Here is a 24929-nt window from a genome sequence, read left to right as displayed (position 1 = left end):
GGCTTGGTTTTTCAAATGTAGCTGGCAGAGATATACTATATAAGATTGGTAGTTTATATCATCTAATAGGGAGGCTGCTGTCAGTTATGGAATATGTAAAACTTGGCTCTACCGGGCTGGATGTCTCACGGATTTGTCTGGGCTGTATGAGTTACGGCATTCCTGAACGCGGGAATCATGCCTGGACCCTCAATGAACAGGAGAGCCGTCCGTTTATCCGGAAGGCGCTGGAGCTGGGCATTAACTTTTTCGACACCGCCAACGTCTATTCCGATGGAACGAGCGAGGAGATTGTCGGCAGAGCGCTCAAGGACTTTGCCACACGTGATGAAGTCGTTATTGCAACCAAGGTGCACGGAAGAATGCGGCCTGGTCCCAATGGCGGAGGCTTGTCGCGCAAGGCGATTATGACTGAGATTGACCACAGCCTGAAGCGGCTGGGTACGGATTATGTCGATCTGTATCAAATTCACCGCTGGGACCCGGCAACGCCGGTCGAAGAAACGATGGAGGCGCTGCATGACGTGGTCAAAGCAGGCAAAGCCCGTTATATCGGTGCCTCCTCGATGCCTGCGTGGCAGTTTCTCAAGGCGCTGCATGTCGCTGAACGCAATGGCTTCACGCGGTTCGTGTCCATGCAGAACTATGTGAATCTGCTGTACCGTGAAGAGGAGCGGGAGATGCTCCCGCTCTGTGAAGCGGAGGGAATTGGCGTAATTCCCTGGAGTCCGCTTGCCAGAGGCCGGCTGACGAGAGACTGGGAGGCCACAAGCACCCGTTCGGCAAACGATGAATTCGGCAAGTCACTGTATGCGAGAACCGAAGAAGCCGACCGGACTGTTGCGCTCCGGGTGAAGGAAATCGCCGGGGAACGGGGAGTTCCGCGTGCCCAAGTGGCGCTAGCCTGGGTGCTGCAGAAGAAGCCGGTGACGGCTCCAATTGTTGGAGCCACGAAGACGGAGCATCTGGACGATGCGGCTGCTGCGGTATCAATTAAGCTGAGCCCGGAAGAGATTCTGCGGTTGGAAGAAGCCTACCTTCCGCATCCGGTGGTTGGTTATTAGGATATTTGGGCTGAGATGGACTGAATGGATTTGAAGGTGCTGCGAAGCGGGACCGGCGGCTGCCGGTTCCTTTTTGCGTTGCATACATGCTGTAGGGTATAGCTGCGGCTATATTATTTCCGCTGAGACTTATCTATTATAATTTGGAGGCGCTTTCTGGTATGATTAAACTCTAATACATACCTAATATATGGAACGGATGGTGTTATTCCTCATGAATCTTCAGGAAGCTGCGGCAATAATACAAGCGATTAGAGTTAATCTGGGCAAGGTGGTTGTCGGCAAGGAAAAGGGGGTGGACCTGCTTCTAACTGCGCTGCTGGCGAATGGTCATGTACTGCTGGAGGATGTGCCCGGCACAGGAAAAACGCTGCTCGCCAAGACGCTGGCCCGCTCGCTGGACTGCTCCTTCAAGCGGATTCAGTTCACCCCGGATCTGCTTCCGTCGGACCTGAGCGGAATCAACTATTATAACCAGCAGACCGGTGAATTCCAGTTCCGCCCCGGGCCTGTATTCGCCAGTATTCTGCTGGCTGACGAGATTAACCGGGCTACGCCCAGAACCCAGTCCAGCCTGCTGGAATGCATGGAGGAGCGGCAGATTACGATTGACGGTGTGACGCATGGGCTGGATGCACCGTTCCTCGTCATTGCGACGCAGAATCCGGTGGACAGCCAAGGGACCTTTCCGCTGCCGGAGGCGCAGCTCGACCGGTTTCTGATGCGGATTACGACAGGTTATCCGACTTTTGAAGAGGGAGTTCACATCCTGCAAAGATTCCGCGAGAGCAATCCACTGCTGGATACGGCACCCGTTGCCGCAGCGGGAGAAATTCAGGAGCTCCAGCGGCTTGCTGCGGCGGTCAGCGTCAGCGATGATCTGCTGGCCTATATGGTTTCCATTGTCGAAGCTACCCGTAAGGCGCCTTCAGTCAGGCTCGGAGCAAGTCCCCGGGCAGGGTTCGCCCTGCTCCGCGCTTCGCAGGGGTACGCGCTCCTCAGAGGCCGGGATTATGTGCTGCCGGATGATATTAAGACAGTTGCCGGTGCCGTGCTGGCGCACCGCCTGCTCCTCCAGCGCGGACCGGGCTCCCGGGAAGGGCAGGCCGCCGAGCTTGTGGAGCAAGTGCTGCGTGAAGTGGAGGTTCCTGCGGAGACGGCTTCCGCATATAGAGGCGGAAGGGTGGAATAGCGATGACTCTGCCCTGGTTCATCATCAGCACTGTATTGCTGCTGATGTTCATTTCAGCGGTCTACCAGCGGAATGCGCTCAAGAAGGTCAGTTATTCCCGTTACTTCTCTTCCAAAGCTGTCTATGAAGGGGAGCAGGTTGAAATGGTAGAGGAAATCGTCAACGCCAAGCTGCTGCCGTTGCCCTGGCTGCGGCTGGAATCGAGTTTTGCCCGGGGTCTGGATTTCGGCAGCCAGGAAAATCTGGGCATTTCCAGCGGCGACATTTATCAGAACCATGTGAGCCTGTTCTACTTAAGATCCTACCGTCATATCAAACGCAGACATTCGGTCCGCTGTGAGAAGCGCGGGTTATTCCGCCTGGATACGGCCACCATGACCACAGGGGACTTGTTCGGGCTTAGCCGGAGCACCAGAACCTTTCCGCTGCAGCTCGAATTAATGGTGTATCCCGTGATGCTGCAACTGCATGAGCTCCCCCTCCCGATCCATAGCTGGCTTGGCGATTTGCCGGTCAAAAGATGGATTGTGGAGGACCCGTTCCTTACAGCAGGCACGCGTGAGTATAGTCCCGGGGATTCTCTGGGGTCGATTAACTGGAAGGCGACAGCCCGTACCGGACAACTGCAGGTGCACAAAAAGGATTATACGGCTGATTCCAGGCTGGTCATCTGTCTGAATGTGGAGATCAGCGATTCCATGTGGAGAACGGTCACGGATGTTGAACGGATTGAGCTGGGAATCCGGTATGCCGCCACTGTTGCAGAATATGGGATGGGGCATGGCATCGAGACCGGACTGCTTAGCAATGGAAGATTGGATGGCGAAGGAGAACGTGACCCGGTTCATGCGGAGCAAGTGGACCGGCTTGAAGACCTGCTGGGGCTATTGGCCAGGCTGAACCTGGACAGAACGCTGCCAATGAGCAGGCTGCTGGAACTGGAAGTGGAGAGTGGAGCCAGCGACACCGATTATCTGATCATTTCCTGTCACCGGGGTACGGAGCTCCAGGTTGCCGCCGAGCAGCTTAAGAGGCTGGGTAATGGTGTAGAGTGGCTGGATATTCCGGCGGAAGGGAGGGACAGCGCATGAAGCGGTGGACAATGCAGGAGCTAATAGCCGGTATTCGGCTCTGGCTCTCCTGGTTCGCAGTGTGGCTGCTCTTCCTTCCTGTGTGGATCATCCTGCAGGTCTATCTGCAGCCTGAACAGGGTGCTTTGCCTTGGGTGTATACCTTGCCGCTGGTAGCGGTGGCGGGTGTACTTCAGCGGAAATGGTGCAACCGGAAGTGGAAAAGGCTCGTTATCGCTTTGCAGCTTGGTACGGCAGCGCTGCTCCTGACGGGAGCACTTTCAATCCAAGCACTGCCGCTGCTTGCCGGCGGGTTCCTATATGCGTATATGGGCATGACCGCGGCTTCCCGCCAGAGCAACCGGTTAAGAACTTACATTATCGGGATTGCCCTGTATTTCATTGCCGCTATTAGCTATGCCCGCATTCCTGTACTCCAGCCAAGCGTGTCCATCTTGACCTGGAGCGGAAGCCTGTGCCTGGTTCTGGCTCTGCTGGATTCCAACAGCAGCCATTTGCGCTATAGCTCCTTTGCAGGGGAGACCGCGCGGCTTCCCGGAGGGCTGCGCCGCCATAACCGCTTGTTCGTCATTGTGTTTGTGGCCGTGGCCGCAGCGCTGGCAGCCGGTGCGGGCCGGGCACTTGGGCTGATGCTGTGGCAGGCCGTGCGGCTGATCTTCGCTTGGCTTAGCCAATTGTTCTCGGGCTCCGAGGAGTCCCCGCAGAACGAAGCCGCTCCGCCGCCGGCAATGCCTGAGCTGCCTGCGGCGGAAGCGAACGACCCGGGTCTGCTCGCTACAATTCTTAATTTTGCCTTCTATGCCTTGGCGACAGCGGTTATAGCGATCTTGCTGTATTATGGCTTGCGCTGGCTCTACCGCAATACAGGCGGACTGCTGCGCAGAATGATGGATGCCGTACTATCCATGCTCCGCAGAGAGCTGCCGCCGGAGGCAGCAGCCTACAAGGATGAAGAGAAGAGCATCTTCACCTGGGAAAAAACGGTGCAGGGGGTTAAGGACTATTGGCGCAACAAGCTGATTCCAGCCTCGCGCCGGGACCGGTGGGAGGATATGGACAGTTCCCGCGAGCAGACGCGCTGGCTATACCGTCATTGGCTGAATGCCAAACGTGCTGCCGGGTATGAGGTGAAACGCTACCTGACGCCCCAGGAGACAGAAGCGGATGTGGCCGAATGGGCGCAGACTGCTGTCAAGAAGCGGCCGCGTAAGGATCAGGAAGGCGCTTCGGCTGCGCCGGGGGAGCTTCTCCATCTGTACAATCAGGCCAGATACGGAGAGGCTGATCCTCCGGCGGCTGAAGTGGCTTCGCTTAAGGAGCGGTTGAAGCTATAACGACGCTTTTATAAGAGGACTTGGACTGGAGGGTTAGTAATGGTCCGCTATTTACGGGGAGAACTGGCAAAGGAAGCGCATGTGAATGCTGAAACGCTGCGGTATTACGAGAAGCACGGACTGCTTCCGGTACCCCAGCGCTCGGCAGCGGGTTACCGGGTCTACAGCGAGGAGACGCTGAAGCGGGTTGCTTTTATCCAGAACGCCAAGAGCTGCGGATTTACGCTGCGGGAAATCAAGAAAGCACTCGTCAAATCATCTGACAGCAGCATCGGAATTCCTGATTTTATTGCGGCAATTGAACGGAAAATCATCGCTGTCGAGCTTGAGATTGCCAAACGCGAGAACATCAAGGTTCAGCTTGGCGCTCTAAAAAGAAATCTTCTCTCGGCCAATCGGCACCCTGGTGTTGAGGAGACTCTGCAAATCTTGCATATGGATTCGTAAGCCGGGCCGCTTTCCTCTTGACTCTGTACTCAGATACAGGGTTTACAATGCAGGCATCATACCTGACAGGAGGAAAAACAAAGATGTCGAACCGTACAGATATGCTGAACGCAATAAAAAATCATCTGAAGCAAAACAATGGAAATGGTGTGCGAACTGTAACGCAAATCCGTGAGGACCTGATAGCTGCTGCCAAAAGCCTGCCAAGACTTCCCGGGGTGCAAGCTGTGAGTGTAACAATCGGCCGGCTGCATGGAGAGTGGGTTGACTGCACGGATGAAGCTGCCGGGTCGGGCAGAGGGAAAGTGATCCTCTATTATCACGGCGGAGGTTTTATTTCCGGCACTTGCGAAATCTATCGGGACTTGGCTGCACGTATATCGGCGGCCAGCGGTGCCCGTGTCCTTACTGTGGAGTATCGCCTGGCCCCTGAGCATGTCTATCCGGCTGCAAATGAAGATTGCCTGGCCGCATATGACTGGCTGCTTGCAGAGGGCTATTCACATAAGGACATTATTCTAGGAGGAGATTCAGTAGGAGCTTCTCTTGCGCTTATGACACTGATTACCCTGCGGGATGATGGCAAGAAGCTGCCCGCTGCTGCCTTTCTGCTCTCTCCGCATAGCGATCTTGTTCATCTGGACGGAGAATCCTATGACAGCAGGGCAGAGCTGGACCCGACGGGAAGCCGGGCGGGTAATCAACGGATTCTGGAGGATTATCTGGGAGACTATACCGGAGACATGCCTCTGCTGCTCTCCCCGCTGAGAGCGGATCTGCATGGACTGCCGCCGCTGCTGATTCAGGCCGGTGATCAGGAAGTACTGCTTAGCGATGCCGAACGCTTGGCTGAGCGAGCACGTGCTGCCGGAGTTCAGGTTACACTTGAAATTTGGGAGGACCTGTGGAGCGTATTTCAAATGATAGCCGCAATCCTCCCGGAAGGGCAGCAGGCGATCGGGAACATCGGCACTTATGTTAAGAACATCTGGAACCTGAAAGAGTAGGTTCAATGAAACAAATGCATATAAGCTGAACTAAAAAAATCCATGAAAAAGGTGGAGTGCGGAGGGGAAGTTTGGAACTGGAGGAGCGAATGCGTCCGCCTTTGTCTACGGATTTCATCCGCTACAAGCGGTATAAATCAAGAAATCTGTAGACAACAGCGGCCGGAAGTCCAAACATTCCCCGCAGTGACGACCAGACCTAATATGAAAATCTTTAGTTCAGTTTATGTATACAAAACAAGAAAGGAGCGGCTTATGATTTTCAAAAAAAACCTTATGGATAAAAAAAATCTGCTAAAAGAATTAGATTCGCTAGGTTATTCAGACCGGATAAACAGAATAGCACTATTAGGCCGTGATCATAACGGGTCCAGACAGTACTCCAAATTGATTGCTTCATTACTGGAGGGGGGCGCATATGAAGCCTATCTTGCACTAATTGGCGCTAGTGTGACAATGGACGCTAAGGTTATTTTGGCAGCATTACAGCATCCTACGGCTAGTGTTAGAAGCAGGGCGGCAGGGCTTTTAGTTAAAGTAGTTTCAGATAGTGACATTGAACGTGAACTTCCCCAGCTATCTCATGATTGCCGCCGCAAATTGTTGCGCAATATTTCAGGCAGTACACGCAAGGAATTAGCAGATCGTTTATTGCCTGTTGTGTATGCCCGGTGGGGAGCGAAGGAGGCATCCATCTTACTGCCAGCCTGCTCTAAGGAAATAGTCCGTAAATGGCTTGCAGATCTTGGATATGCCATAGAAAATTGGTCCAAATTAGCCAATCGTCATCTTGATCTGGTAGCGGAGTATTTTAGAACCACTTTGGAAAGTGCACCACCCCGGGAACGGGTATACGTTTGGTGGAGGTTTTCATCTGCTGCCGAAATTTTATGCAGGCTCAAGGCGGATTTGATGTTGGAATGTGCAATGACGTTAGGTCCAATAGATGTAATACATCCTGTGCTAAAAAAACAGCTCGGTACTTTAGTCCGCATAAATTCTGATGCTGTGTATATGCTGCTGACGCGTAAGGAGTCGCGAAGCGATCTGCTTGCTCATGGTGTGCCTGAGGGTATTTTGAAACGGAGAAATTATTTATCGAAGGATCAATGGATTGGACTGGCTAAATTACTTGCAGAGAATCCCATACATATAGCAAAATTACTTCATCATATTGCGCCTTCAAATCGTGAAGAGATTTTTGAGGCAGTATATGAGGAAGATAAACGCCGGGAGCGTATTTTTCCCGAAGCTTTGCTTTATATTTTACCGCATAAATTGCGTGATAAGGAAGCCGCCCGAATGTTGGGCCTTCGTGAAATCAGTGATGACCGGGACAAGACCATTTATATTACGGCTTGCCGCTTAATCAATAATTCAAGAGAGCTGCTGCAAAAAGCGGTGCAGGCATCAAATGCAGAGGAACGTGCAAGAGCGCTTGTGCAACTGATCAAGAGTACTGCGCTATCAAGGAATGGCGTTGCTGAGACTTTGACGTTTCTGGGCCGGATCAAAAATGATCAGGACCCTGTGCGCTGTGAGGTGCTTACTGAGCTTTCGAAATGTCCTGCCTCTATTTTTACAGATGAACATACAAAAGAGCTTACCCTGCTTGTGGATAGTGTTATTGAAGCTAGAGATACTTCATACGCTACACGTATGGCAACACAAAAATTAGCCTTTGGTCTTATGCAGTATAACAGCGCTAGTCCCAAAAGCGGGATTTTTAAATTCTCTTTAAGTACGATTACCAAACTGGCCAGGCAGACCGGTCAGCTTACGCTGCCCTCACTAGAGAAAAATTTGCCACAAGGAATTGAGCTGACCCTATTTGACGAGCTGTATCCCTTAGCTGTGGAGGAGAACAAAAAAGAAAATTACCATTTTGTGATTGCTCTGGCAAGCTCGTTTGGAAAAAGAGGCTTTAATATCATAAAGCTTCAGGACTTATTAAAGGAAGCAACAAAGGCAAAACCAGATGGCATCGCTGTACAAGCGACAAGACAATGGCTTGCGCCTCGAAATACACGTGATGAAAGAGTCAAAGAATTACTGGCTTGGGATAAGTCATTTATTACAATAAACGAAGTGTTCCGGCATGTGCATTTGAAACGTCAGGAATGGCTGGACCCGTTTATTTCTGGAGAAACGATTAAAGGTAAATTTTTAACAGGTAAAACCATTTATCTTGTCCCGGCTATGAACGGATTTGACAGGTGGCTGCCACGCCAGCAAAAATCCTTAAGTTCTCTACTAGAAAGAGTGGCGTCCGACACTAAGCGAAATCTTTGGGAGCGTTCAAGCGCTATAAAGATAATGGCAAGAATGCCTGATCTTTTCCCAAACAAGCTCATAGAGCTTTTGAAAGATGGTGAAGTATCAGTAGTAGAGGCTGTACTTCATGCATTATCATTAACTGAAGAGCCGGAAAAGGCGCTTCCAATTCTGCTGGAGCATTTAGATGGAGACCGGGCGCGTGTAGCCATGTATTCGATACCGAGATGTATTCGTAGAGTTAATCCGGGTGCATTAACTTCAATGCTCCAAGAGCTTTTAAACCGCGACAAGCTTAAGATCACTGTTAGAAAAGAGGCCATTAGGCTGCTGGGTGCCTATAAAAGCGGTGAAAGCCTTGCGTTGCTGATGAATGAGTCCGGCAAAACAAATGTGCATAAGGATGTAATCATTTCAATCGGACATGCAGCGAGACAGTTTCTGGATGATGAACGCGGGTGGAATATTTTAAGTGCAATCGCGGCTTCATCACAAAGTGACGTAGCAATAAGCCTGCTGTACCAACGGCCGAATGAGCTTCCAGCAGCCTATCGGTCCAAGTATTTAGAATTAATCATTAAAATAGCAAGCCATACGGAAGCGGCTGTTGGAAGAGAAGCTTTCAATTGTATGCGGCAGTGGACAAATGGAAGTGAAGAAAGGATTGCGAGTGTCACTGCGAAGGCTATTGTTGATTTAGAAGACCGTACCAGATGGAATGCTGCAATGGACACCTTGGCAGAAACATGCCGTGACGGCAGGGTAAATGAATTTGTGATCGGTGTTTTCGAGGATTTGGCCAGTGTTACAATAAATGAGAAATGGAATGCGGATACGCAAAGAGATGTGCCTTATCGGCAACGCCTGTTGAAATTTACGAATAAGTTAACCTCTATGCCAAAGCATACACGTTCAAGCCTAGTGCCTTTATATATGGGCATTATCGACTGTCTAGCGTCAAATGAAACATATAAGCATGTTGTGATGAAATTTTATATAGCGTCAATAGATTGGAATAATGTCGAGGAATCCGTTGCTTACCTTAAGCATATTGTAAATTGCATTACGGATCAGCCACATCTTTTAAGCGATGCATATAGAGGGATTGCCATAAATCTGAAGGATAACAAAGGACACTGGAGTCCGGAAGTAGTGCTGGAAATTGTAGACTTATTGTGGTCTGAAGACCGTTATGAATCTCAATATATTGGACTTTCCTTGCTTGAAGCTGCTGGGAGTGCTTTATTGTGGAATCCAGATTGTGCGCACCGCTTAAGATTATATAGAAATCATACAAACGTCGGGCTTAGCTCGCTTGCGCTAGACACTTGGACAGCAATAGAATAGCCATACATATGGCAGGCTCCTCCGCACTCGAACTCATTTTGGTGTGGAGGAGCCTTTTAATTTTCAAAAATGGAATTAATAGAGCACCAGAACGCCGAAGCCTTCAAGTGTGAAGGAGCCTGAGACTGTCCGGCCTGTCAGCAAATCTCTTTTCTGTGCTTTGAGCCGGATGGTTACGGGTTCTTCGCTGTAGTTAAGCAGGAACACGTAGCTGGCGGTTTCGCTTTTGCGGATTTGCAGTTCAACTTCACCGGGCAGCTCCAGCCAATCTGCAACCGGGGATGCTAAATTCAGGCTATCAACGATTTTGAGCGCGGCCTGTTCGTTAAATACGGCTCCGTAATACCATACCTCGCCTGTTCCGCGTTTGTTTCTGGTGACCGCCGGTTTGCCGGCATAATAATCGGAAGCGTACGTGCCCATAATCTCAACGCTGTCCTCTTCGACATGCAGAATATCATTGAAGGCATCCGCTCCGGTAAGCGCCTCAGGATCATTGCCCCACTGTATGGAGGTAGCAGGGCGGGTACCTTTGACCAGGGTGAATTCTTCTACGGTGATTCCGCAGAGGTCCTTGGCTGCGCCGGGAAAAGGCCGCATGTAGCACTGTCCGCGAGTATCCTTGTAGCCTGTCCGGCAGCCAAAAATCAGCGTTCCGCCTTGCTGCACATATTGATCAAGCAGCGCCGCGGTCGCATCACTCATAATCGCCGGATGCGGATAGATCAGCACCTCATAAGGAGTCAGGTCCTCGAGCGTGGTCTTGCTGCGCAAGTAAATGAGATCATTCGAGATATGCCGCTTCTGGAGCGCCTTGAACCATTCCTTGTTGCTCTGCCACATGAAAGGCCCGTACCAGACGTCGTATTCGCCGTCCCATTCATTGTCGTAATCACGGAGAAGGGCAATCTTCGCTTCGTTCCGCGTTCCGACGATGTGCTTGCCCGCTTCAGCCAGCTCCCGTCCAACCTGCGCCGCTTCCTTGACCCTGCGGTTGGGCTGGTTATGGTAATCATTGATGCCATGCCAATAGATTTCATTGCCCATCGTTGCCGTCCGCCAGCGGAAGTAGAGCAGCTTGTCTGCTCCGTGCGCAATGGACTGGTACGTCCAAAGACGCATTTGACCGGGCTTCGGAGACGGCATATCCATGCGGTTGACCCAGCCTCCGGGGCCGGACTGCTGCTCCATGATGCAGAAGTTCGGGCTGATGGAGCGGACTACAGACAACGAGAGGCTCCAGCTCCGGTCCCGCAGCGGGTTAACCTCATTTGAATCATCACTAATGGTGGAGAACTGTGGATAAGAGTCATAGCTGAAAAAGTCCAGCAGTTCGTCATTCAGCTCATGACTGTCCAGATGGCCGAACAAGCCGTTGGTGGTCACCCACTGGGAAGGGGCAACTTTACGGAGAATATCCGCCTGGATTCTGGCAAAAGAAATTGCGTTGTCGGAAATAAACCGCTTCTCATCCAGCGCCTGATGCGGATTGGGCTGCATCGGGGAAGGGGTGGGACGCGTCAGGAAGACCTGAGACCAGCTAGTGTAGGTCTGATTCCAGAAGACGGTCCCCCAGGCATCGTTCAGTCTCTCCAGTGTTTCGTATTTGGCCTGCACCCATTCACGGAAGGCTTGATGGTCACTCTCCGAATAGAACACATTGATCTCGCAGTTCAGCTCATTATCAATCTGCCAGCCGGCCACGCCCGGGTGAGTGTTATAATGCTGTGCTAGCTGTGTGGTTATTCTGGCGCAAAGCTCCCTGTACTTGGGGCTGCTGTAATTATAATGACGGCGGGAGCCGTGCTGCAGAGTTACCCCGTCATAAGTCACATTCAGCACTTCGGGATAACGCTCGGTCAGCCAGGCCGGAGGTGTAGCGGTCGGCGTGCCGAGAATGACCTTTAATCCATAGCTGTGAGCCAGATCTATGGCCCGGTCGAACAGCCCGAACTGAAACACGCCTTCCTGCGGCTCAAAGATGGACCAGGCAAATTCCGCCATCCGTACAATCGTGAATCCGGTTTCAACCATGCGCCGGAAATCGTCAGCCCAGAGCTGCTCCGGCCAGTGTTCAGGGTAGTAGCAGACACCAAGCTCGAACGTTTCCGCATTGGCATTAGTCTTCATTTTCCAACCTCCAAGTGTAAAAAATATGCTTTATGAACGCTATGAATCTATTGTAGTATTAGGCTAATGGGTTCTCATATAACACAATATTGCTATTATATAATTATATTGCGTGCTTGCTTAATACGGGTGAGGGATGGGTGCAGAATGAAAAAACAATGGGTGTTACCGGCGCCGGCGTACATGCATTATGTGTGTTACCCGGAATTTTTGGGACATTATACTGACTTTCCGCAGCATGCGGAGCGAAGAAGCGAAGGTTTTCTGAACAGTTATAATCTGCATCTGGTTTTTGGCGGCGAAGGGTATGTTTTTCAGGATGGTGAACGGATTCCAATAGGGCGGGGCAGAGGATTCCTGTTCCCGAAAGGTGCCTACCAGCAATATGGCTCTGACCCTGTTCAGCCCTGGGAGGTGCGCTGGATGCATTTCGGGACGTCGATATCCCTTCCTCTGCTGGAGGAGGTAGATCAGTCGCGCGGTTATTTTTTTGCATTTGATCCAGAAGCAGGTCTAATCCCCGTCATGGAGGAGATGTACAGGCTCAGTGATTCTTATGCAACCTCCAGCGAGCCGAGGCTGTCGGCCCTGCTCTATGAGCTGCTGACTACGCTGCTGCAGAATTCCGAACCGCTGCACGGATCGGTGCCGCTGGAGATCAGACACTCCATCCGCCGCACGGCGGATATAATCCACCGGGAATGCGAACGCCCCTGGACACTGGAGGCAATGGCCAGGCTTGCGGGTTACAGCAGCTATCATTTCCTGCGTCTGTTCCGGGCGATCATGGGGAAGACGCCGAACCGTTACTTAACCGATTGCCGCTTGGTGAGAGCGAAGCTGCTGCTGGTTTCGACGGAGCTATCTGTTGCACAGGTAGCCGCCCAGACGGGATTTCAGCAATCCAGCTATTTTATTAAAGTCTTCAAACAAATGGAAGGCATACCGCCCAACCAGTACAGACGGGCCTTCGGATTATAAGCAGGCAAGAGTTCTATGCAGCAGCCATGCCGCTCGTTCGCGGCCTTCAGACGAGGCTATTTCATAGAAGGCCCTCAATTTGTCTTCGCCCAATTCCAGGCTTACATAACGATGTCCTCTGTCCGGATGTCGTTATTTCAGGATAGAGAATTATCGAAGTTTATTACACAAACGGGGCATTCTGCGCTGTATTTGATATAAATGGAACAATAAGGTTACAACCGGAGTGGAAGGGTTACAAATTGGATACATTTCCCTCGTCCGCTGCCACTATAATTATTCTAGCTAAAATTCTTGGGGGGAAATTGATGAGAACGTATAAAAATACATATGTTGCCCTGCTCATAAGCACCATTGTTATCGGCCAATTAGCCGGCGGCATAACACCTGGAGCCGTGAAGGCTGCAGCCAGCTCCAAGACCGCATCTGCGGCAGCCGCGGCGGCGTCTGCAATAAAACCTGTCCAAATGGCGCCAGGGGTTACGGCAACAATTGAAAATGTGAATATATGGGCACAGCCTGGCGGCAACATTCTGGCGTATACGCTGAATTATTCCAATGCAAGCGGCGCAAACGCAAATTTAACGCAATATTTCTCGCGGGTAGTTACACCGGGCGGGTCCGTGATTCCTGCCAATCCGGTAACTGCCGATGTGCTCAAAAAGAAGGTCGGAGCCAAAGAAAACCTGCGAGTGACTTACTATGTCAATGTAGGCCAGACCAAGTCGCTTCAGGGCTTCAAGGTGTCCATGTACGTCTGGGATGCCAAGGCAAAAGGATATTTGAGGCAGGCAGGCAGCTTTGCCCTTCCGGCGGCCTACTCTACAACGGTGGCAACCGGGACAAGCCTGAATATGATTATGAACAATATCCCTGTTACTGCGGCGGCAGAATCTCTTCAGCTCTATAAATATAGCGGCAAGGTGTACGCCAAGGTGGGAATAAGCCTGACCAATAAAGGCAGCAAGGTGCTTACCGATCCCGGCTACACCGCTTATTTAGTTTCGTCCAGCGGGACATCCTTTGAGCTGGCCCTGAATAGTTCCCAATCTAGCTATAAGGTACAGCCAGAGGAGAAGAAGAGCATTTACTACCTGACTGAAATTCCAGCCTACCTGAAAACCGACAACATGAGGCTGCAATTCACACAAAAGGATGAGACTCTGAAGCTTGAGCTGGCCGGTGCAGCGTTTAAGCTTCCGGCAGTGACAATTCCAAATCTTGTGGTGGCTAACGGAGCCATTAAGAAAATTACAATCAACAGCAATACTATAGAAACCAAGCTCAGCAATGCTTCGGTGTATCCCGATAAGGCATCGGCTGCCTGGTCTTTTCAGCTTGAACTGAAAAATACCGGGAACAAGGCAGTCACTCTTCCCACATATGAGCTTGCCGTCAAATCTGCAAAAGGGACAAGCTTTCCTGTCAACGCCAAAGCCTTAAACGGCATAACGCTCAGACCTTTGGAAGTGAAGGTGATTCCGCTCACTGCCCAGGTCCCGCTTGAGGTGGAGCAGAACACGCTGCAGTTGCAAATGATCGAAGCGGTCAGCCAAGGCCAGGTGCAGTCTTCCGGCGGCTCCGGAGCATCTGATGCAGCCGGTGCATCCGGGACAACCGGAGGGGTAACAGCGGGAACTGAAAGTGATGCGGCTAAGATTACTTTCCCGATAGCTTATTTCACCATTCCGTATATGCCTCGTGCCGATATCCAGAAAGGGCAGGAGTATCGGACCACCACGCCTTTCGGTTCCTTCTCCTACAGCCTGCAGTCGATTCAGCGTTACCCGTGGAAGGATGACGATATCGTTGTAGCCAAAGTAAACCTGACCAATACACAGGCTGTAACACTTTCCCTGCCGGAGCTGAAGGGTGCGCTGAAGGTGGGAAATCTGGATTTGTCCGCTTCCACAGACCTGCTGCTGGATAAGGATTCCCAAGAACTGGCCCCGGGAAAAACCGCTGAAATCTCCATCATCACCAAAATTCCATATGCCGAAAACTTCGATTCAATGAACATCAGCATGTACACTACAGTAAACGAGGAGAAGCTGCCGTTCCTGTCGCTGACCACAAACAGTGCAATCAACGACATTCCTTCCATTGAACGCGGAGGCAGCTACACGGTTTCAGGCAAAGGTAAAAACGCCAAGCTTCAGGAGAACAGGACCATCGTCTATCCGGGCGGCGGGAACTTCAAAATTATCTATACGGAGCTGCTGATGAGCAATGAGGAAAAGAGACAAAGCGCACTAGCCCGTATGCAGGCCTATTATCAAACCACGGACGGACAGTTCTATGAAGCGCAGCCTGCCCAGACTACGGGGCTTGCGGCCCCCGGAGGCAAGCAATTGATTACCTTCTGGACCAAGATTCCGAAATCGGTGGCAACCTCGGAAATCTCTATGTATCTAGGTCCCGGAATTATCGGCAGCAAGCTTAGCGAGTCTGGTCAGGAAGCAACCGGATATATCAATATTGCCTCGCTGAAGCTTACTCCGCAGACGGTCACTCCGGCGAAGGATCTGTCGAGAATCTCGCTGTATCCGTATATCCTGACGGTGCTTAGCTCGGACGGCAAAATTACGGAGGGCAGTGACACCATAAGCATTGTACTGAATTACAATCTGATGCAGGACCGCACCTATGATACGCAAGCACTGAGTCATAAGCTGATCGTTAAAATCACTGATCCTTACGGCCAGTCCACGGAGAAATCGCTCACTCTTGGCACAGACCTGACAGAAGGCGACAACAATACGTACTCCACAACGATTGTCAGAAGCCTGTACAAGAAGATTGGAGGCGGTTCTTACAAAATTACGTTGTATGATGAATTCCAGGGCGAGCGGATTGAGCTGGGCAACCAGACTTATTTCCTGACCTATGAACCGCTGCCGGTCGTTGAGAAACCAGTCACTGAGAAGCCGGCCACTGAGAAATAACAAGGGTTCCATCTATCACAGTATAAGAAGGAGCAGCTTTTATGTTGCGAGTCGATAAAATTACACATTCCTTTAAGACCGGCAATGAATGGACCAAGGTCCTTCACGAAATCAGCTTTAACGTAAAAAAGGGGGAAATGGTTGCCCTTCTGGGCAGCTCGGGCTCCGGCAAATCTACAATGCTGAATTTGATGGCGGGTCTCATGAAGCCGACTGAAGGCCATATTTACATTGCCGATCAGGATATCGTCCGGATGAGCGAGAACAAGCTTGCCGAATTCCGCCGCAAGCACATCGGATTCATCTTTCAGGCGTACGAACTGATTACCAGTCTTACTGTAAGGGAGAATGTAGAGCTGCCGCTGGTATTCCAGTCGGTATCTCCCTCCATCCGCAAGCAGAAGGCGCTGGCCCTGCTGGAGCAGGTGGGGCTTCCCGACAAGGCGAATCTCTTCCCTTCACAGCTATCGGGCGGACAGCAGCAGCGTGTAAGTATTGCCCGCTCGCTGATCACCGAGCCTTCCGTCATCTTTGCGGATGAGCCCACCGGGAACCTGGATACCAAAACGGAGGAGGAAATCATCAGCATTCTGCTGAAGCTGAATCAAACGATGAAGACCACATTTATTGTTGTAACCCACGAGCAGGAAGTGGCGGACCAAATGCAGCGTACCTTCTCGCTACGCGACGGATATCTGATTAACGGACAGCAGACAGCGGTGGAAACGGAGCTCGCAGAGGAGGGGAATCCGTGAAAATCAGGGATATTTCCCGCATGGCCTGGGATCAGGTCAAGCGGCGCAAGGTGGTTACCGGATTGTGTATGGCCGGGATTTCCATCGGCTGCGCCGCAATTATTGCAGCACTAAGCATCGGACAATCCGCTCAGGTCTATGTGACCAATGAAGTGAACCGTAATTTCAAGATGGATGAAATTACGGTCACTCCGGGCGGCGGCATTCCTTCTTCAAAGGGAAGCAGCGGCTCATCTTCAGGTACGAGCAGCAACCTTGATCCCGGCAAGCTGACCTTCCAGAAGCTGAAGATCATACAGGGTCTTAATCACGTGGTTGCCGCAGCGCCTTTTCAGGATACGGGCTATATGCAGATGCTTACCGTCGATAACAAGATTACGGACGTTCAGGTTATCGCAACGGATTTGCGCATGCTGACCAAATATGACAAGACCTTCAAGCAAGGCGGACCGTCGGACCTCGCAGGTATGGTTGTCCTGAACCGCGGGGCGACCCTGGGCTTAATTGACCTTGAGACCCGGCAAAAGATTTTCGAAACGATGAATAACGATCCCTTCAACCAGGATGTAATGAACCAGTACAACAACCTCATGGTGGTGCCTTCAGAGATGTATCGTCAGAAGGTTCAACTGCAGGCGCAGGACTACAGCTCGTCCTCCACACAGCCAGCAGTCAAGCTTAGCTCTCCGCTTCAAGTGAGCGGGATTCTGGCCACTCCTTCAGGAACAAGTGATGACCGGGCAACCTACGATAAGATCATGTATGTGTCTCTGGAGACAGCCGCACAGCTCCAAAAGGAGCTAAGCTTCAATAGCGACGCAACCGTTCAATCCGTGGAAGAAGGAAGCTACAACTCCATCACCGTGAAGGTGGACAGCATGGATAACATCAAGCGGGTGGAAGAGCTGATTAAGAAGCTCTCATTAAATGCGAACGACAATCTGTACCAAATGGATCAGCTCAAGGAGCAATTTGACATGATCAAAATGGCGGCCCTTGGCATCGGCGTATTCATCCTTGTCATTGCTTCTATTTCAATTATCGTGGCCATGACCATGTCAACCCATCAGCGCCGGCGGCAGATCGGGATTATGAAGGTGCTCGGCGCCAATATGAGGCAGATCCGCAATATGTTCATCACGGAAGCGGCTCTGCTTGGACTGCTGGGCGGTTTGCTGGGTGTGCTGTTCTCTTATCTGATCATTATGGGACTGAACAAGCTCGTAAGCAGTTCTGGAGATGGCCTGTCCTTTTTCATCCCGCTGGTGACGATTCCGATTGGTTTGGCGTTCGCGATTATGACCGGAGTGCTCTCAGGGATCTATCCGGCGATCAGTGCCTCCAGGACCGATGCGCTCACAGCGATTAAGCGTGATTAGCCATGAACTTATACTTTCTTGTATTTCCAGTTGAAAGGAAGCAGAAACAATGAAAAGGATTATAAAGAGGACCGTGAAGTGGATTATCATCGTCGGAATCATTGGTGCTGCAGGCTATCTCCTGTACACCAAAGTCTTTAAGGGAGAGGAGCCGGCGGCTGTTGTAGAACCTCCGCAGGTGATTAGCTTCCCTGTTACCCAAGAGACGGTTACGAGCACTGTTCAGGTCAAAGGAAAGTCGAAATACCAGGAGGAAACGCTGGTCTATGCACCTTATGCATCCAAGGTAACAAAGTGGAAGGTGGAGAACGGCGGACAGGTGAAGAAAGGGGATGTGCTGTTCACGCTGGATGAGTCGGCTCTGGAAAACGAGATTGCCACAACTGAGGCAGCCATCCGCAAAGCGAAGCTGGAGGCGGAGCTGAACGCTTTTGTCAGCCAGCAGGAAGATACCTCCGCGACTCCGATAGGGACTGAAGCTGAACGGCTGAAGGCACTTGCAACCCAGGAAACAGCGCGACTGACGGATGAACTGAATCAGGCCAATTCCGCCATACAGGAACGGGAGCTTGCCGAGAAGAAAGCAAAGCTCAAAACCGCCGTGTATCATGCTCCTGCAACCGGGATTTTTCTGTATGACAGCAGCACCGAACGTCCTCAAATGCTTACGGACAATCAATACATCGGTAAAATTGTTGACCTGGGCAAGCTCGAATTCATCGCTCTTGTGGGAGAGCAGGACATCTTCCGCATCAAGCAGGGCATGCAGGTCAAGGTGAAAATGACTGCCATGAAGGACTTAACCATAGCAGGCAAGGTGACCAAGGTCTCGAAATTCGCCACCACTACCACCGGCCAGAACACGGCTGGACAAGTACCGCAATTCGAGGTTGTAATTTCTCTGCAGCCGGAAGAGCATTTGATCGGCGGTCTCAGCCTTAGCGGGGATATCGAGACATTGCGCAAGGAAAAAGCCACTGTAGTCTCCAGCATTGCCGTCATCCACGAGGGAGACAAGGCTTTTGTTATGCTGGACAAAGGAAATAGCCAATATGAACGCAAGGAGATCAAGATTGGCATTGAAACCACGGAGAAAACTGAGGTTGTCTCTGGACTCAAGCCGGGGGACACTGTAGTTCTGCAATAGTTCCTAATGGAAGATCAGCCTGTTTCAACGGAATTCAGTTTTCCGCTGAAGCAGGCTGATTCTGTTAAATAACTAGACTTATTAACCAAAAAATCTTACAAAGTGTTGCGCCAGGCTTTGATGTCCTGGTTCAATCGTGTAAGGTCGGGAACGGCGACAGGATTGTCGGTAAGCTGATACTTATGCTTGAGTGACAGTATGCGGTAGACGCTCTCATCTATTCTAGATTCTGGAATATCTCCGCTTCCCACAGCAGTCAGCAGCGCTTTACGCACTACCTGCTCATTGCTGTATTCGTGGGCAACCAGCAGAATATCGCTGCCTGCGAGCACCGTATCCACTGCGGCGGAAGCCAGGCTGTAGTTCTTGGCGATGGCCCCCATAGTCAGATCATCGGTGATGACAACTCCATTGAAGCCCATCTGTCCGCGAAGCTGCGCTCCGATGATCACCTTGGACAGGGAAGCTGGGAGCTTGGGATCAAGCTTCGGAAAAAGAATATGCGCTACCATGACTGCATCCGCTTGCTCCTTGAACGCAGCCTGGAAGGGCAGCCATTCCAGCTTCGCCAGTTGAGCTGTTGTTTTATTCACAACCGGAAGCTCCAGATGGGAATCGACGGAGGTATCGCCGTGTCCGGGAAAATGCTTGACCACCGGAATCACGCCCTCGCTCTCAATTCCCTTCAGCTCGGCAAGGCCAAGCGCCGTTACCCGGTCCGCGGTACTGCCGAACGAGCGGTCGCCGATCACCGGATTGTCCGGGTTGCTGTTAATATCAAGCACCGGAGCAAAGTCCATGTTAAAACCGGCGGACAGCACCTCCCTGGCCAGCAGCCTGCCCATCATTCCCGCAGCCTCGGCATTGCCGGTCGCGCCGACTTTTCCGTTAGCGGGGATCACGGCATATTCATCCGGCATCCGGCTGACTTTGCCGCCTTCCTGATCTACGCTGATGAAGAGAGGGGCGGGATTGCCTTCATTGCTCCGCTTCAGGTCATTGGTTAGCTTGACCATACCCTTCAGGGATTTAATATTATCCGCGTAGAGGATGATTCCGCCAACCTTGTCTTCGGCAATCATCTTGTTGGCCCGGTCGTCAAGCGCTGTACCCTCAATGCCGACAAGAAGCATCTGGCCGATTTTTTCTTCCAGTGTCATACCGGCTATTTGCTCTGTGATCGCCTCTTGAGCACCATTTTCAGTGGAACCAGAAGCCGTGGGAGACGCTGTATCTACCGGAGTTGGGAGCGCGGCTCTGGAAGGGGAGGGAACCGCAGCAACGGTCTGTTGGGGCACCGCCTCCCCAGGCGAAGCAGTATTGGAAGTTGCACTGCCGCTGCAGCCGCCAATCAGGAATAGACTGGTGAGGGCCACAGCCGAAATGAGAGCTTTACAGTCTGACCCGATCATTTGAAAATACCCTTCCTTTCGATTGCTGAATAACAAGCAGTAATGATAAGATAAAGGGGACTTTTACATAAAGACTTGCTTACTGTAATTACAAATTAATAGGATGAGGTGACGTGTCAATGAAAGAAGAATTGGTGAACACGCTTAACGAACAGATGAACTTTGAGTTTTACTCTGCCCATGTGTATCTGGCGATGGCCGCGTATTGTTCCGGTGAAAGTCTGGATGGCTTCGCCAACTTTTTCTTGATTCAGGCCGAAGAAGAACGGTTTCACGCGATGAAGATCTACAGATTCCTTAATGACCGCGACTACCGTGCGACCCTGGCGGCACTGCCTGAGCCGAAAAACGAATATACCTCGATGCTGGATGCATTCGAGCATGCCTTCGCCCATGAACAGCAGAACACCAAACGATTCTATCATCTTGCTGACCTGGCATTGGACGCGCGTGAGCATGCAACGATCTATTTCCTGAAGTGGTTCATTGATGAGCAGGTTGAAGAAGAAGCGCTGTTCAGCAATATTATCGCCAAGCTGAAACGTATCGAAACCGACAGCAACGCCTTCTACATGCTGGATGCAGAATTTGCCGCCCGCACCTTCACTGCTCCAGCCGAATAAGCAACAGAATCAGCAGCTCTTTTGAGCCGCTTCATCCCGGCAGCTTACAGCCGGAACGGATACTTTCCTATTGGGGAGGGTATCCGTTTTTTTATTTTATAGTGAAAGTTGAACAGAGGCAAACAATGTTACGACCTGCAAAACACTTCCGGCCTTCCAACTCTATTTGGCAGGGTTAACACTTGCGCTGTCCGGCAACACTGTTTCTCTAGACCCACCCGAAGGTCAGCGTGTAGTATGGAAGTATACTATTTTTTGGAGGTTCTTTTTTTGGAAAACTACAGCCAAATTAAACAGAGCGAAAAAGGAGCTTGGCTAAGCTTATTTGCCTACATACTGCTGTCTGCGGTCAAATTATTTATCGGAACGGTCTCGGGATCGCAGGCGCTGCTTGCCGACGGATTGAACAACAGTACGGATATTATAGCGTCGATTGCGATTCTGGTCGGACTCCGGATTTCGAGAAGACCGCCTGACTCCAATCACGGATATGGCCACTACAGAGCGGAGACCATAGCAGCGCTCGTTGCTTCTTTTATCATGATTGCTGTAGGCATCCAGGTTCTGTACCAGAGTGCGAACAAATTTATTCAGCCCGCTCTGGAGACTCCTGATCTCATTGCCGCTTGGACGGCTGCAGGTTGTGCCCTGGTTATGTTCGTAGTCTACATATACAACATCCGTTTGGCCCGTGCGCTGAGCAGCAATGCCATGCATGCAGTGGCACAGGATAACCGCTCGGATGCGCTTGTAAGTATCGGTGCTTTTGTCGGAATTATCGGCTCGCAGTTTGGTCTGCCTTGGCTTGATCCGCTGACAGGTACGATAGTTGGACTCTTGATCTGCAAGACAGCTTGGGATATATTCCGCAAGTCCTCTCATGACCTTACTGACGGATTTGATGCCTCAGAGCTGGAACTGATGAAGCAGACTGTGGCTGAAGTTGATGGTGTTGAATCCATTAAGGATATCAAAGCCCGGATACACGGCAATAACGTCCTGGTTGATACAACGGTGCTGGTAGATTCCACGCTGAATGTAGTCCAGAGCCATGACATTACCGAAGAAATTGAAGGTCAGTTGAAGGACCGGCACCAGGTGGCGAATGTTCTTGTTCATATAGAGCCTGTATAGATGCATACGAGGAGTTCGCTATAAAAGTTGAATTGAAGAAAACATAAAAAGGGTAGAAGTGCGGTAATAATGCAGACAACAGCGGCCGGAAGTCCAAACATTCCCCGCAGTTACGACCAGACCCTATATGAAAATCTAAAATTCAACTGATTATAGAAGCCGAAGCCTGAGGAATCAGGCTTTTTTTTGTTGTGCTGCCGATTAACTTTGTCTATAATAACATTATGATAATAACACTATGATAATAATTGAGAATAATCAAAGAAAGTAAAGGAGTCAGCATATGACCAAACGAGCAAAAACGGACCGAAACGGCTTAACCGAGCAGCAATATTTAGAAAAGTATAATCCCGGGATATATGAGCGTCCGTCCGTAACCGTTGACATGCTTATTTTTACCGTCATGGAGCAGGCGCAGAATAATTACCGCAAGCTGTCCGAGAAATCACTGCAGCTTCTGCTGATTCAGCGCGGGGAGCACCCTTATCTCGGACAATGGGCGCTGCCGGGCGGCTTCGTCTCTGTGGATGAGAGCCTGGAGGATGCTGCCCGCCGGGAGCTGTTCACGGAGACGAACATCGACAATATTTACATGGAGCAGCTCTATACCTGGGGAGAGGTCCAGCGTGATCCGCGGATGCGTGTCATCAGCAGCGCTTACATGGCGCTGGTTGACCGCACGGCCCTGAATGTACAGGCTGGGGATGACGCCGATGCAGCGGATTGGTTCAAGGTGTCTTATGATGTGCTTGAGGCCAGCCGCGAAGATCAGGCAAACGGCTATAAGCAGGAACAGCGGATACGCATTACCCTGACGAATGAGAGCACAACCTTGACAGGTGTGGTAAAAATTACGGAAACCGTTCAAGGCCACGTCCGGCGGGTTGAACGTGAAATTGCGGAGAATGACGGCTTCGCCTTCGATCATTTGAAGATGATTCAATATGCCATCGAACGCCTGCGCGGCAAGGTGGAATATACCGGTATTATTTTCAATCTGCTGCCGCCGCTGTTCACCTTGTCCGAGCTTCAGCGGGTCTACGAGATTATTCTGGGCAAAGAGCTGCTCGCTGCCGCCTTCCGCCGCAAAATCGCGGGCAGCGTGACTGAGACAGAGGAATTCACCAAGGATGCCGGTCATCGGCCTTCGAAGCTATACCGCTATAACGTGAACCAGGATTTGAATTAATGTAGAATGGAGAGTTACTAATGGAGCAATTTACTTATTTTTACCGGAGCGCATCGCCATTTTCACAGTGGTATCCCTGCAGTTTTACGGTGGAGGGAAATCTGTTCGATTGCGCGGAGCAGTACATGATGTATGGCAAAGCACGATTATTTAAGGATGAAGAAATAGCCAAGCAGATCTTAAGGGCCAGAACCCCCAGGGAGCAGAAGGAACTGGGAAGGAATGTGAGCGGCTTCGATAAAGCTGTATGGGATAAGCACTGCAAAGAGATTGTCTACCAAGGCAATAAGGAAAAATTCCTTCAGAATGAGGAGCTGCTGAAGATCCTGCTGGGTACTAAGGGGACTACACTAGTGGAGGCCAGCCCAACGGACCGGATTTGGGGTGTTGGATTGGCCGAGGATGACTGTCGTATCCGCAGCAGAGCGACCTGGCGCGGCACTAACTGGTTAGGAGAGATCCTGACGAATCTGCGGGAGGATCTATTGCAGGGAGAGCATAACCGGTCATAACCCTTGGCTCATAGCGTGCAATCAGTGCTAGTGCGTGAATACAGAGTATACTATAATTACCAGTGCAACAAGCATGATCAGCCAAGTGAGCGGGTGGTTGGGATTTAGGTTCCAGCCAATTCCAGAGATTTTGCGAGTAAACAACGGCTGTCCAGCGTTTTTACCGAAGTATCTGTCCCACATAGTGTACCTTCTTTCCATCGGAGAGCAGCAGAGCTGCTTCTTTACTGTGACCTAATAGTACTCCTCCGCGAGCCTAACTGTAAATGACATTCCCATCCATACCTGTATGTAGTACAGACCAATATTTTGTTGCACCTTGTCGTGTGATGTTGTTTATAGAACTTTTATGCAGATAAGTAGAGAATTAGTTAAGCTTGTCAAATGTAAATTATGGTAGAGGGTAGGGTGGGGCAGTGATTAACTGGAAGGAATCTTACGAAATTGGAGTGGAGCGGATTGACTGCCAGCACAGACAGTTGCTTGCGAAGCTGAACGAGTTTTTTGAAGCATGCACGAACCAGCAGGGAAAAGAAAAAATCGAAGAAACCCTGAAGTTTCTGAAGGAGTACACGCTTGAGCATTTCGGCAACGAGGAAGAATTGATGGAGGAGATCGATTTCCCCGAACTGGCCGAGCACCGCAAGACCCATGCCGAGTTTGTAAAAACCGTACTGGAACTGGAAGAAAGCGTAAAGGCGAAGGGTGTATCCGTACTTTCCACGATCAAGCTGAACCGTACATTGACGGACTGGCTGCTCAATCATATTAACAAATGTGATAAGCTGATCGGTGAATGCATTGCCAATAAGGGCAACCAAGCTGTATAACCTGGATATAAAAAGATGAAGATGCCGCAGGGCATTTTCTTTTTTTTGCTTTTTTTAAGGAATGTAGGTATGGAGCGGCAGGTTTATCTCATCCCCCGGGCAGAGTTTATATTCGTCAAATACTTTGTGTTATGAT

19 protein-coding genes are annotated in these 24929 nt (G+C 50.8%); 17 read left to right on the top strand and 2 right to left on the bottom strand.

Annotated elements, in window-relative coordinates; genetic code table 11:
• Positions 1-86: 86 nt before the first annotated feature.
• From B212_RS0112730 to B212_RS0112700, 7 genes are all read left to right on the top strand, one after another.
• On the top strand, positions 87-1064 hold the full coding sequence (locus B212_RS0112730; RefSeq protein WP_019911181.1) for an aldo/keto reductase: 978 nt from the start codon (positions 87-89) through the stop codon (positions 1062-1064).
• Between the two features lie 214 nt (positions 1065-1278).
• Positions 1279-2256 (top strand): AAA family ATPase, encoded by a 978-nt coding sequence (locus B212_RS0112725; RefSeq protein ID WP_019911180.1) that lies wholly within the window; start codon positions 1279-1281, stop codon positions 2254-2256.
• A gap of 2 nt (positions 2257-2258) precedes the next feature.
• Positions 2259-3347 carry a DUF58 domain-containing protein gene (locus B212_RS0112720; RefSeq protein WP_019911179.1) on the top strand — a complete coding sequence of 363 codons (1089 nt, stop codon included), beginning with the start codon at positions 2259-2261 and terminating at the stop codon, positions 3345-3347.
• Positions 3344-4681, top strand: coding sequence for a hypothetical protein (locus tag B212_RS0112715; RefSeq protein ID WP_019911178.1), 1338 nt, complete (start codon positions 3344-3346; stop codon positions 4679-4681). The genes B212_RS0112720 and B212_RS0112715 overlap by 4 nt, the downstream gene beginning before the upstream one ends.
• Positions 4682-4720: 39 nt before the next feature.
• A complete protein-coding gene (locus B212_RS33150; RefSeq protein ID WP_019911177.1) occupies positions 4721-5128 on the top strand; it encodes a MerR family transcriptional regulator in 408 nt (135 codons plus the stop codon).
• 83 nt (positions 5129-5211) lie between these two features.
• Positions 5212-6135, top strand: coding sequence for an alpha/beta hydrolase (locus B212_RS31385; protein WP_019911176.1), 924 nt, complete (start codon positions 5212-5214; stop codon positions 6133-6135).
• A 255-nt stretch (positions 6136-6390) separates the two neighbouring features.
• The gene (locus tag B212_RS0112700) at positions 6391-9756 is read left to right on the top strand and encodes a HEAT repeat domain-containing protein (RefSeq protein ID WP_019911175.1); all 3366 of its coding nucleotides are present in this window, start codon (positions 6391-6393) and stop codon (positions 9754-9756) included.
• A 75-nt stretch (positions 9757-9831) separates the two neighbouring features.
• On the opposite strand, the gene B212_RS0112695 is transcribed toward B212_RS0112700, so the two are convergent.
• The gene (locus B212_RS0112695; RefSeq protein WP_019911174.1) at positions 9832-11886 is read right to left on the bottom strand and encodes a beta-galactosidase; all 2055 of its coding nucleotides are present in this window, start codon (positions 11884-11886) and stop codon (positions 9832-9834) included.
• Between the two features lie 147 nt (positions 11887-12033).
• On the opposite strand from B212_RS0112695, the gene B212_RS0112690 reads away from it, so the two are divergent.
• The 5 genes from B212_RS0112690 to B212_RS0112670 all read left to right on the top strand — a co-directional run bounded on the left by B212_RS0112690 (position 12034) and on the right by B212_RS0112670 (position 19093).
• Positions 12034-12867 carry a helix-turn-helix transcriptional regulator gene (locus tag B212_RS0112690; RefSeq protein ID WP_019911173.1) on the top strand — a complete coding sequence of 278 codons (834 nt, stop codon included), beginning with the start codon at positions 12034-12036 and terminating at the stop codon, positions 12865-12867.
• Positions 12868-13175: 308 nt separating this feature from the next.
• On the top strand, positions 13176-15812 hold the full coding sequence (locus B212_RS0112685; RefSeq protein WP_019911172.1) for a hypothetical protein: 2637 nt from the start codon (positions 13176-13178) through the stop codon (positions 15810-15812).
• A gap of 41 nt (positions 15813-15853) precedes the next feature.
• Positions 15854-16567, top strand: coding sequence for an ABC transporter ATP-binding protein (locus tag B212_RS0112680; protein ID WP_019911171.1), 714 nt, complete (start codon positions 15854-15856; stop codon positions 16565-16567).
• Positions 16564-17946, top strand: coding sequence for an ABC transporter permease (locus B212_RS0112675; protein WP_019911170.1), 1383 nt, complete (start codon positions 16564-16566; stop codon positions 17944-17946). The genes B212_RS0112680 and B212_RS0112675 overlap by 4 nt, the downstream gene beginning before the upstream one ends.
• 49 nt (positions 17947-17995) lie before the next feature.
• Complete coding sequence (locus B212_RS0112670; RefSeq protein ID WP_019911169.1) at positions 17996-19093, top strand: efflux RND transporter periplasmic adaptor subunit; 1098 nt, start codon at positions 17996-17998, stop codon at positions 19091-19093.
• A gap of 95 nt (positions 19094-19188) precedes the next feature.
• On the opposite strand, the gene nagZ is transcribed toward B212_RS0112670, so the two are convergent.
• Positions 19189-20505, bottom strand: coding sequence for a beta-N-acetylhexosaminidase (gene nagZ, locus B212_RS0112665; RefSeq protein ID WP_019911168.1), 1317 nt, complete (start codon positions 20503-20505; stop codon positions 19189-19191).
• A 119-nt stretch (positions 20506-20624) separates the two neighbouring features.
• On the opposite strand from nagZ, the gene B212_RS0112660 reads away from it, so the two are divergent.
• The 5 genes from B212_RS0112660 (at position 20625) to B212_RS0112635 (ending at position 24793) form a co-directional block, all read left to right on the top strand.
• On the top strand, positions 20625-21128 hold the full coding sequence (locus B212_RS0112660) for a ferritin (protein WP_019911167.1): 504 nt from the start codon (positions 20625-20627) through the stop codon (positions 21126-21128).
• A gap of 270 nt (positions 21129-21398) precedes the next feature.
• Complete coding sequence (locus B212_RS0112655) at positions 21399-22262, top strand: cation diffusion facilitator family transporter (RefSeq protein ID WP_019911166.1); 864 nt, start codon at positions 21399-21401, stop codon at positions 22260-22262.
• 283 nt (positions 22263-22545) lie between these two features.
• The gene (locus tag B212_RS0112650) at positions 22546-23451 is read left to right on the top strand and encodes an NUDIX hydrolase (RefSeq protein WP_019911165.1); all 906 of its coding nucleotides are present in this window, start codon (positions 22546-22548) and stop codon (positions 23449-23451) included.
• Between the two features lie 20 nt (positions 23452-23471).
• Positions 23472-23963, top strand: a complete 492-nt coding sequence (locus B212_RS0112645) for an NADAR family protein (RefSeq protein ID WP_019911164.1) — start codon at positions 23472-23474, stop codon at positions 23961-23963.
• Positions 23964-24379: 416 nt separating this feature from the next.
• Positions 24380-24793 carry a bacteriohemerythrin gene (locus B212_RS0112635; RefSeq protein ID WP_019911162.1) on the top strand — a complete coding sequence of 138 codons (414 nt, stop codon included), beginning with the start codon at positions 24380-24382 and terminating at the stop codon, positions 24791-24793.
• Positions 24794-24929 lie beyond the last annotated feature (136 nt).

The organism is Paenibacillus sp. HW567, assembly GCF_000374185.1.
Taxonomy (GTDB): Bacteria; Bacillota; Bacilli; order Paenibacillales; family Paenibacillaceae; genus Paenibacillus_AQ.
The sequence above is the reverse complement of the archived record's forward strand: the minus strand, read 5'-3'. Positions and strand labels throughout refer to the sequence as shown.

What these genes read in the sequence shown, in the direction of transcription:
- B212_RS0112645 (WP_019911164.1), top strand. Translation starts at nt 23,472, where the DNA reads ATGGAGCAATTTACTTATTTTTACCGGAGCGCATCGCCATTTTCACAG.
- B212_RS0112700 (WP_019911175.1), top strand. Translation starts at nt 6,391, where the DNA reads ATGATTTTCAAAAAAAACCTTATGGATAAAAAAAATCTGCTAAAAGAA.
- B212_RS0112725 (WP_019911180.1), top strand. Translation starts at nt 1,279, where the DNA reads ATGAATCTTCAGGAAGCTGCGGCAATAATACAAGCGATTAGAGTTAAT.
- B212_RS0112690 (WP_019911173.1), top strand. Translation starts at nt 12,034, where the DNA reads ATGAAAAAACAATGGGTGTTACCGGCGCCGGCGTACATGCATTATGTG.
- B212_RS33150 (WP_019911177.1), top strand. Translation starts at nt 4,721, where the DNA reads ATGGTCCGCTATTTACGGGGAGAACTGGCAAAGGAAGCGCATGTGAAT.
- B212_RS31385 (WP_019911176.1), top strand. Translation starts at nt 5,212, where the DNA reads ATGTCGAACCGTACAGATATGCTGAACGCAATAAAAAATCATCTGAAG.
- B212_RS0112695 (WP_019911174.1), bottom strand. Translation starts at nt 11,886, where the DNA reads ATGAAGACTAATGCCAATGCGGAAACGTTCGAGCTTGGTGTCTGCTAC.
- B212_RS0112730 (WP_019911181.1), top strand. Translation starts at nt 87, where the DNA reads ATGGAATATGTAAAACTTGGCTCTACCGGGCTGGATGTCTCACGGATT.
- nagZ (WP_019911168.1), bottom strand. Translation starts at nt 20,505, where the DNA reads ATGATCGGGTCAGACTGTAAAGCTCTCATTTCGGCTGTGGCCCTCACC.
- B212_RS0112660 (WP_019911167.1), top strand. Translation starts at nt 20,625, where the DNA reads ATGAAAGAAGAATTGGTGAACACGCTTAACGAACAGATGAACTTTGAG.
- B212_RS0112720 (WP_019911179.1), top strand. Translation starts at nt 2,259, where the DNA reads ATGACTCTGCCCTGGTTCATCATCAGCACTGTATTGCTGCTGATGTTC.
- B212_RS0112650 (WP_019911165.1), top strand. Translation starts at nt 22,546, where the DNA reads ATGACCAAACGAGCAAAAACGGACCGAAACGGCTTAACCGAGCAGCAA.
- B212_RS0112670 (WP_019911169.1), top strand. Translation starts at nt 17,996, where the DNA reads ATGAAAAGGATTATAAAGAGGACCGTGAAGTGGATTATCATCGTCGGA.
- B212_RS0112685 (WP_019911172.1), top strand. Translation starts at nt 13,176, where the DNA reads ATGAGAACGTATAAAAATACATATGTTGCCCTGCTCATAAGCACCATT.
- B212_RS0112680 (WP_019911171.1), top strand. Translation starts at nt 15,854, where the DNA reads ATGTTGCGAGTCGATAAAATTACACATTCCTTTAAGACCGGCAATGAA.
- B212_RS0112715 (WP_019911178.1), top strand. Translation starts at nt 3,344, where the DNA reads ATGAAGCGGTGGACAATGCAGGAGCTAATAGCCGGTATTCGGCTCTGG.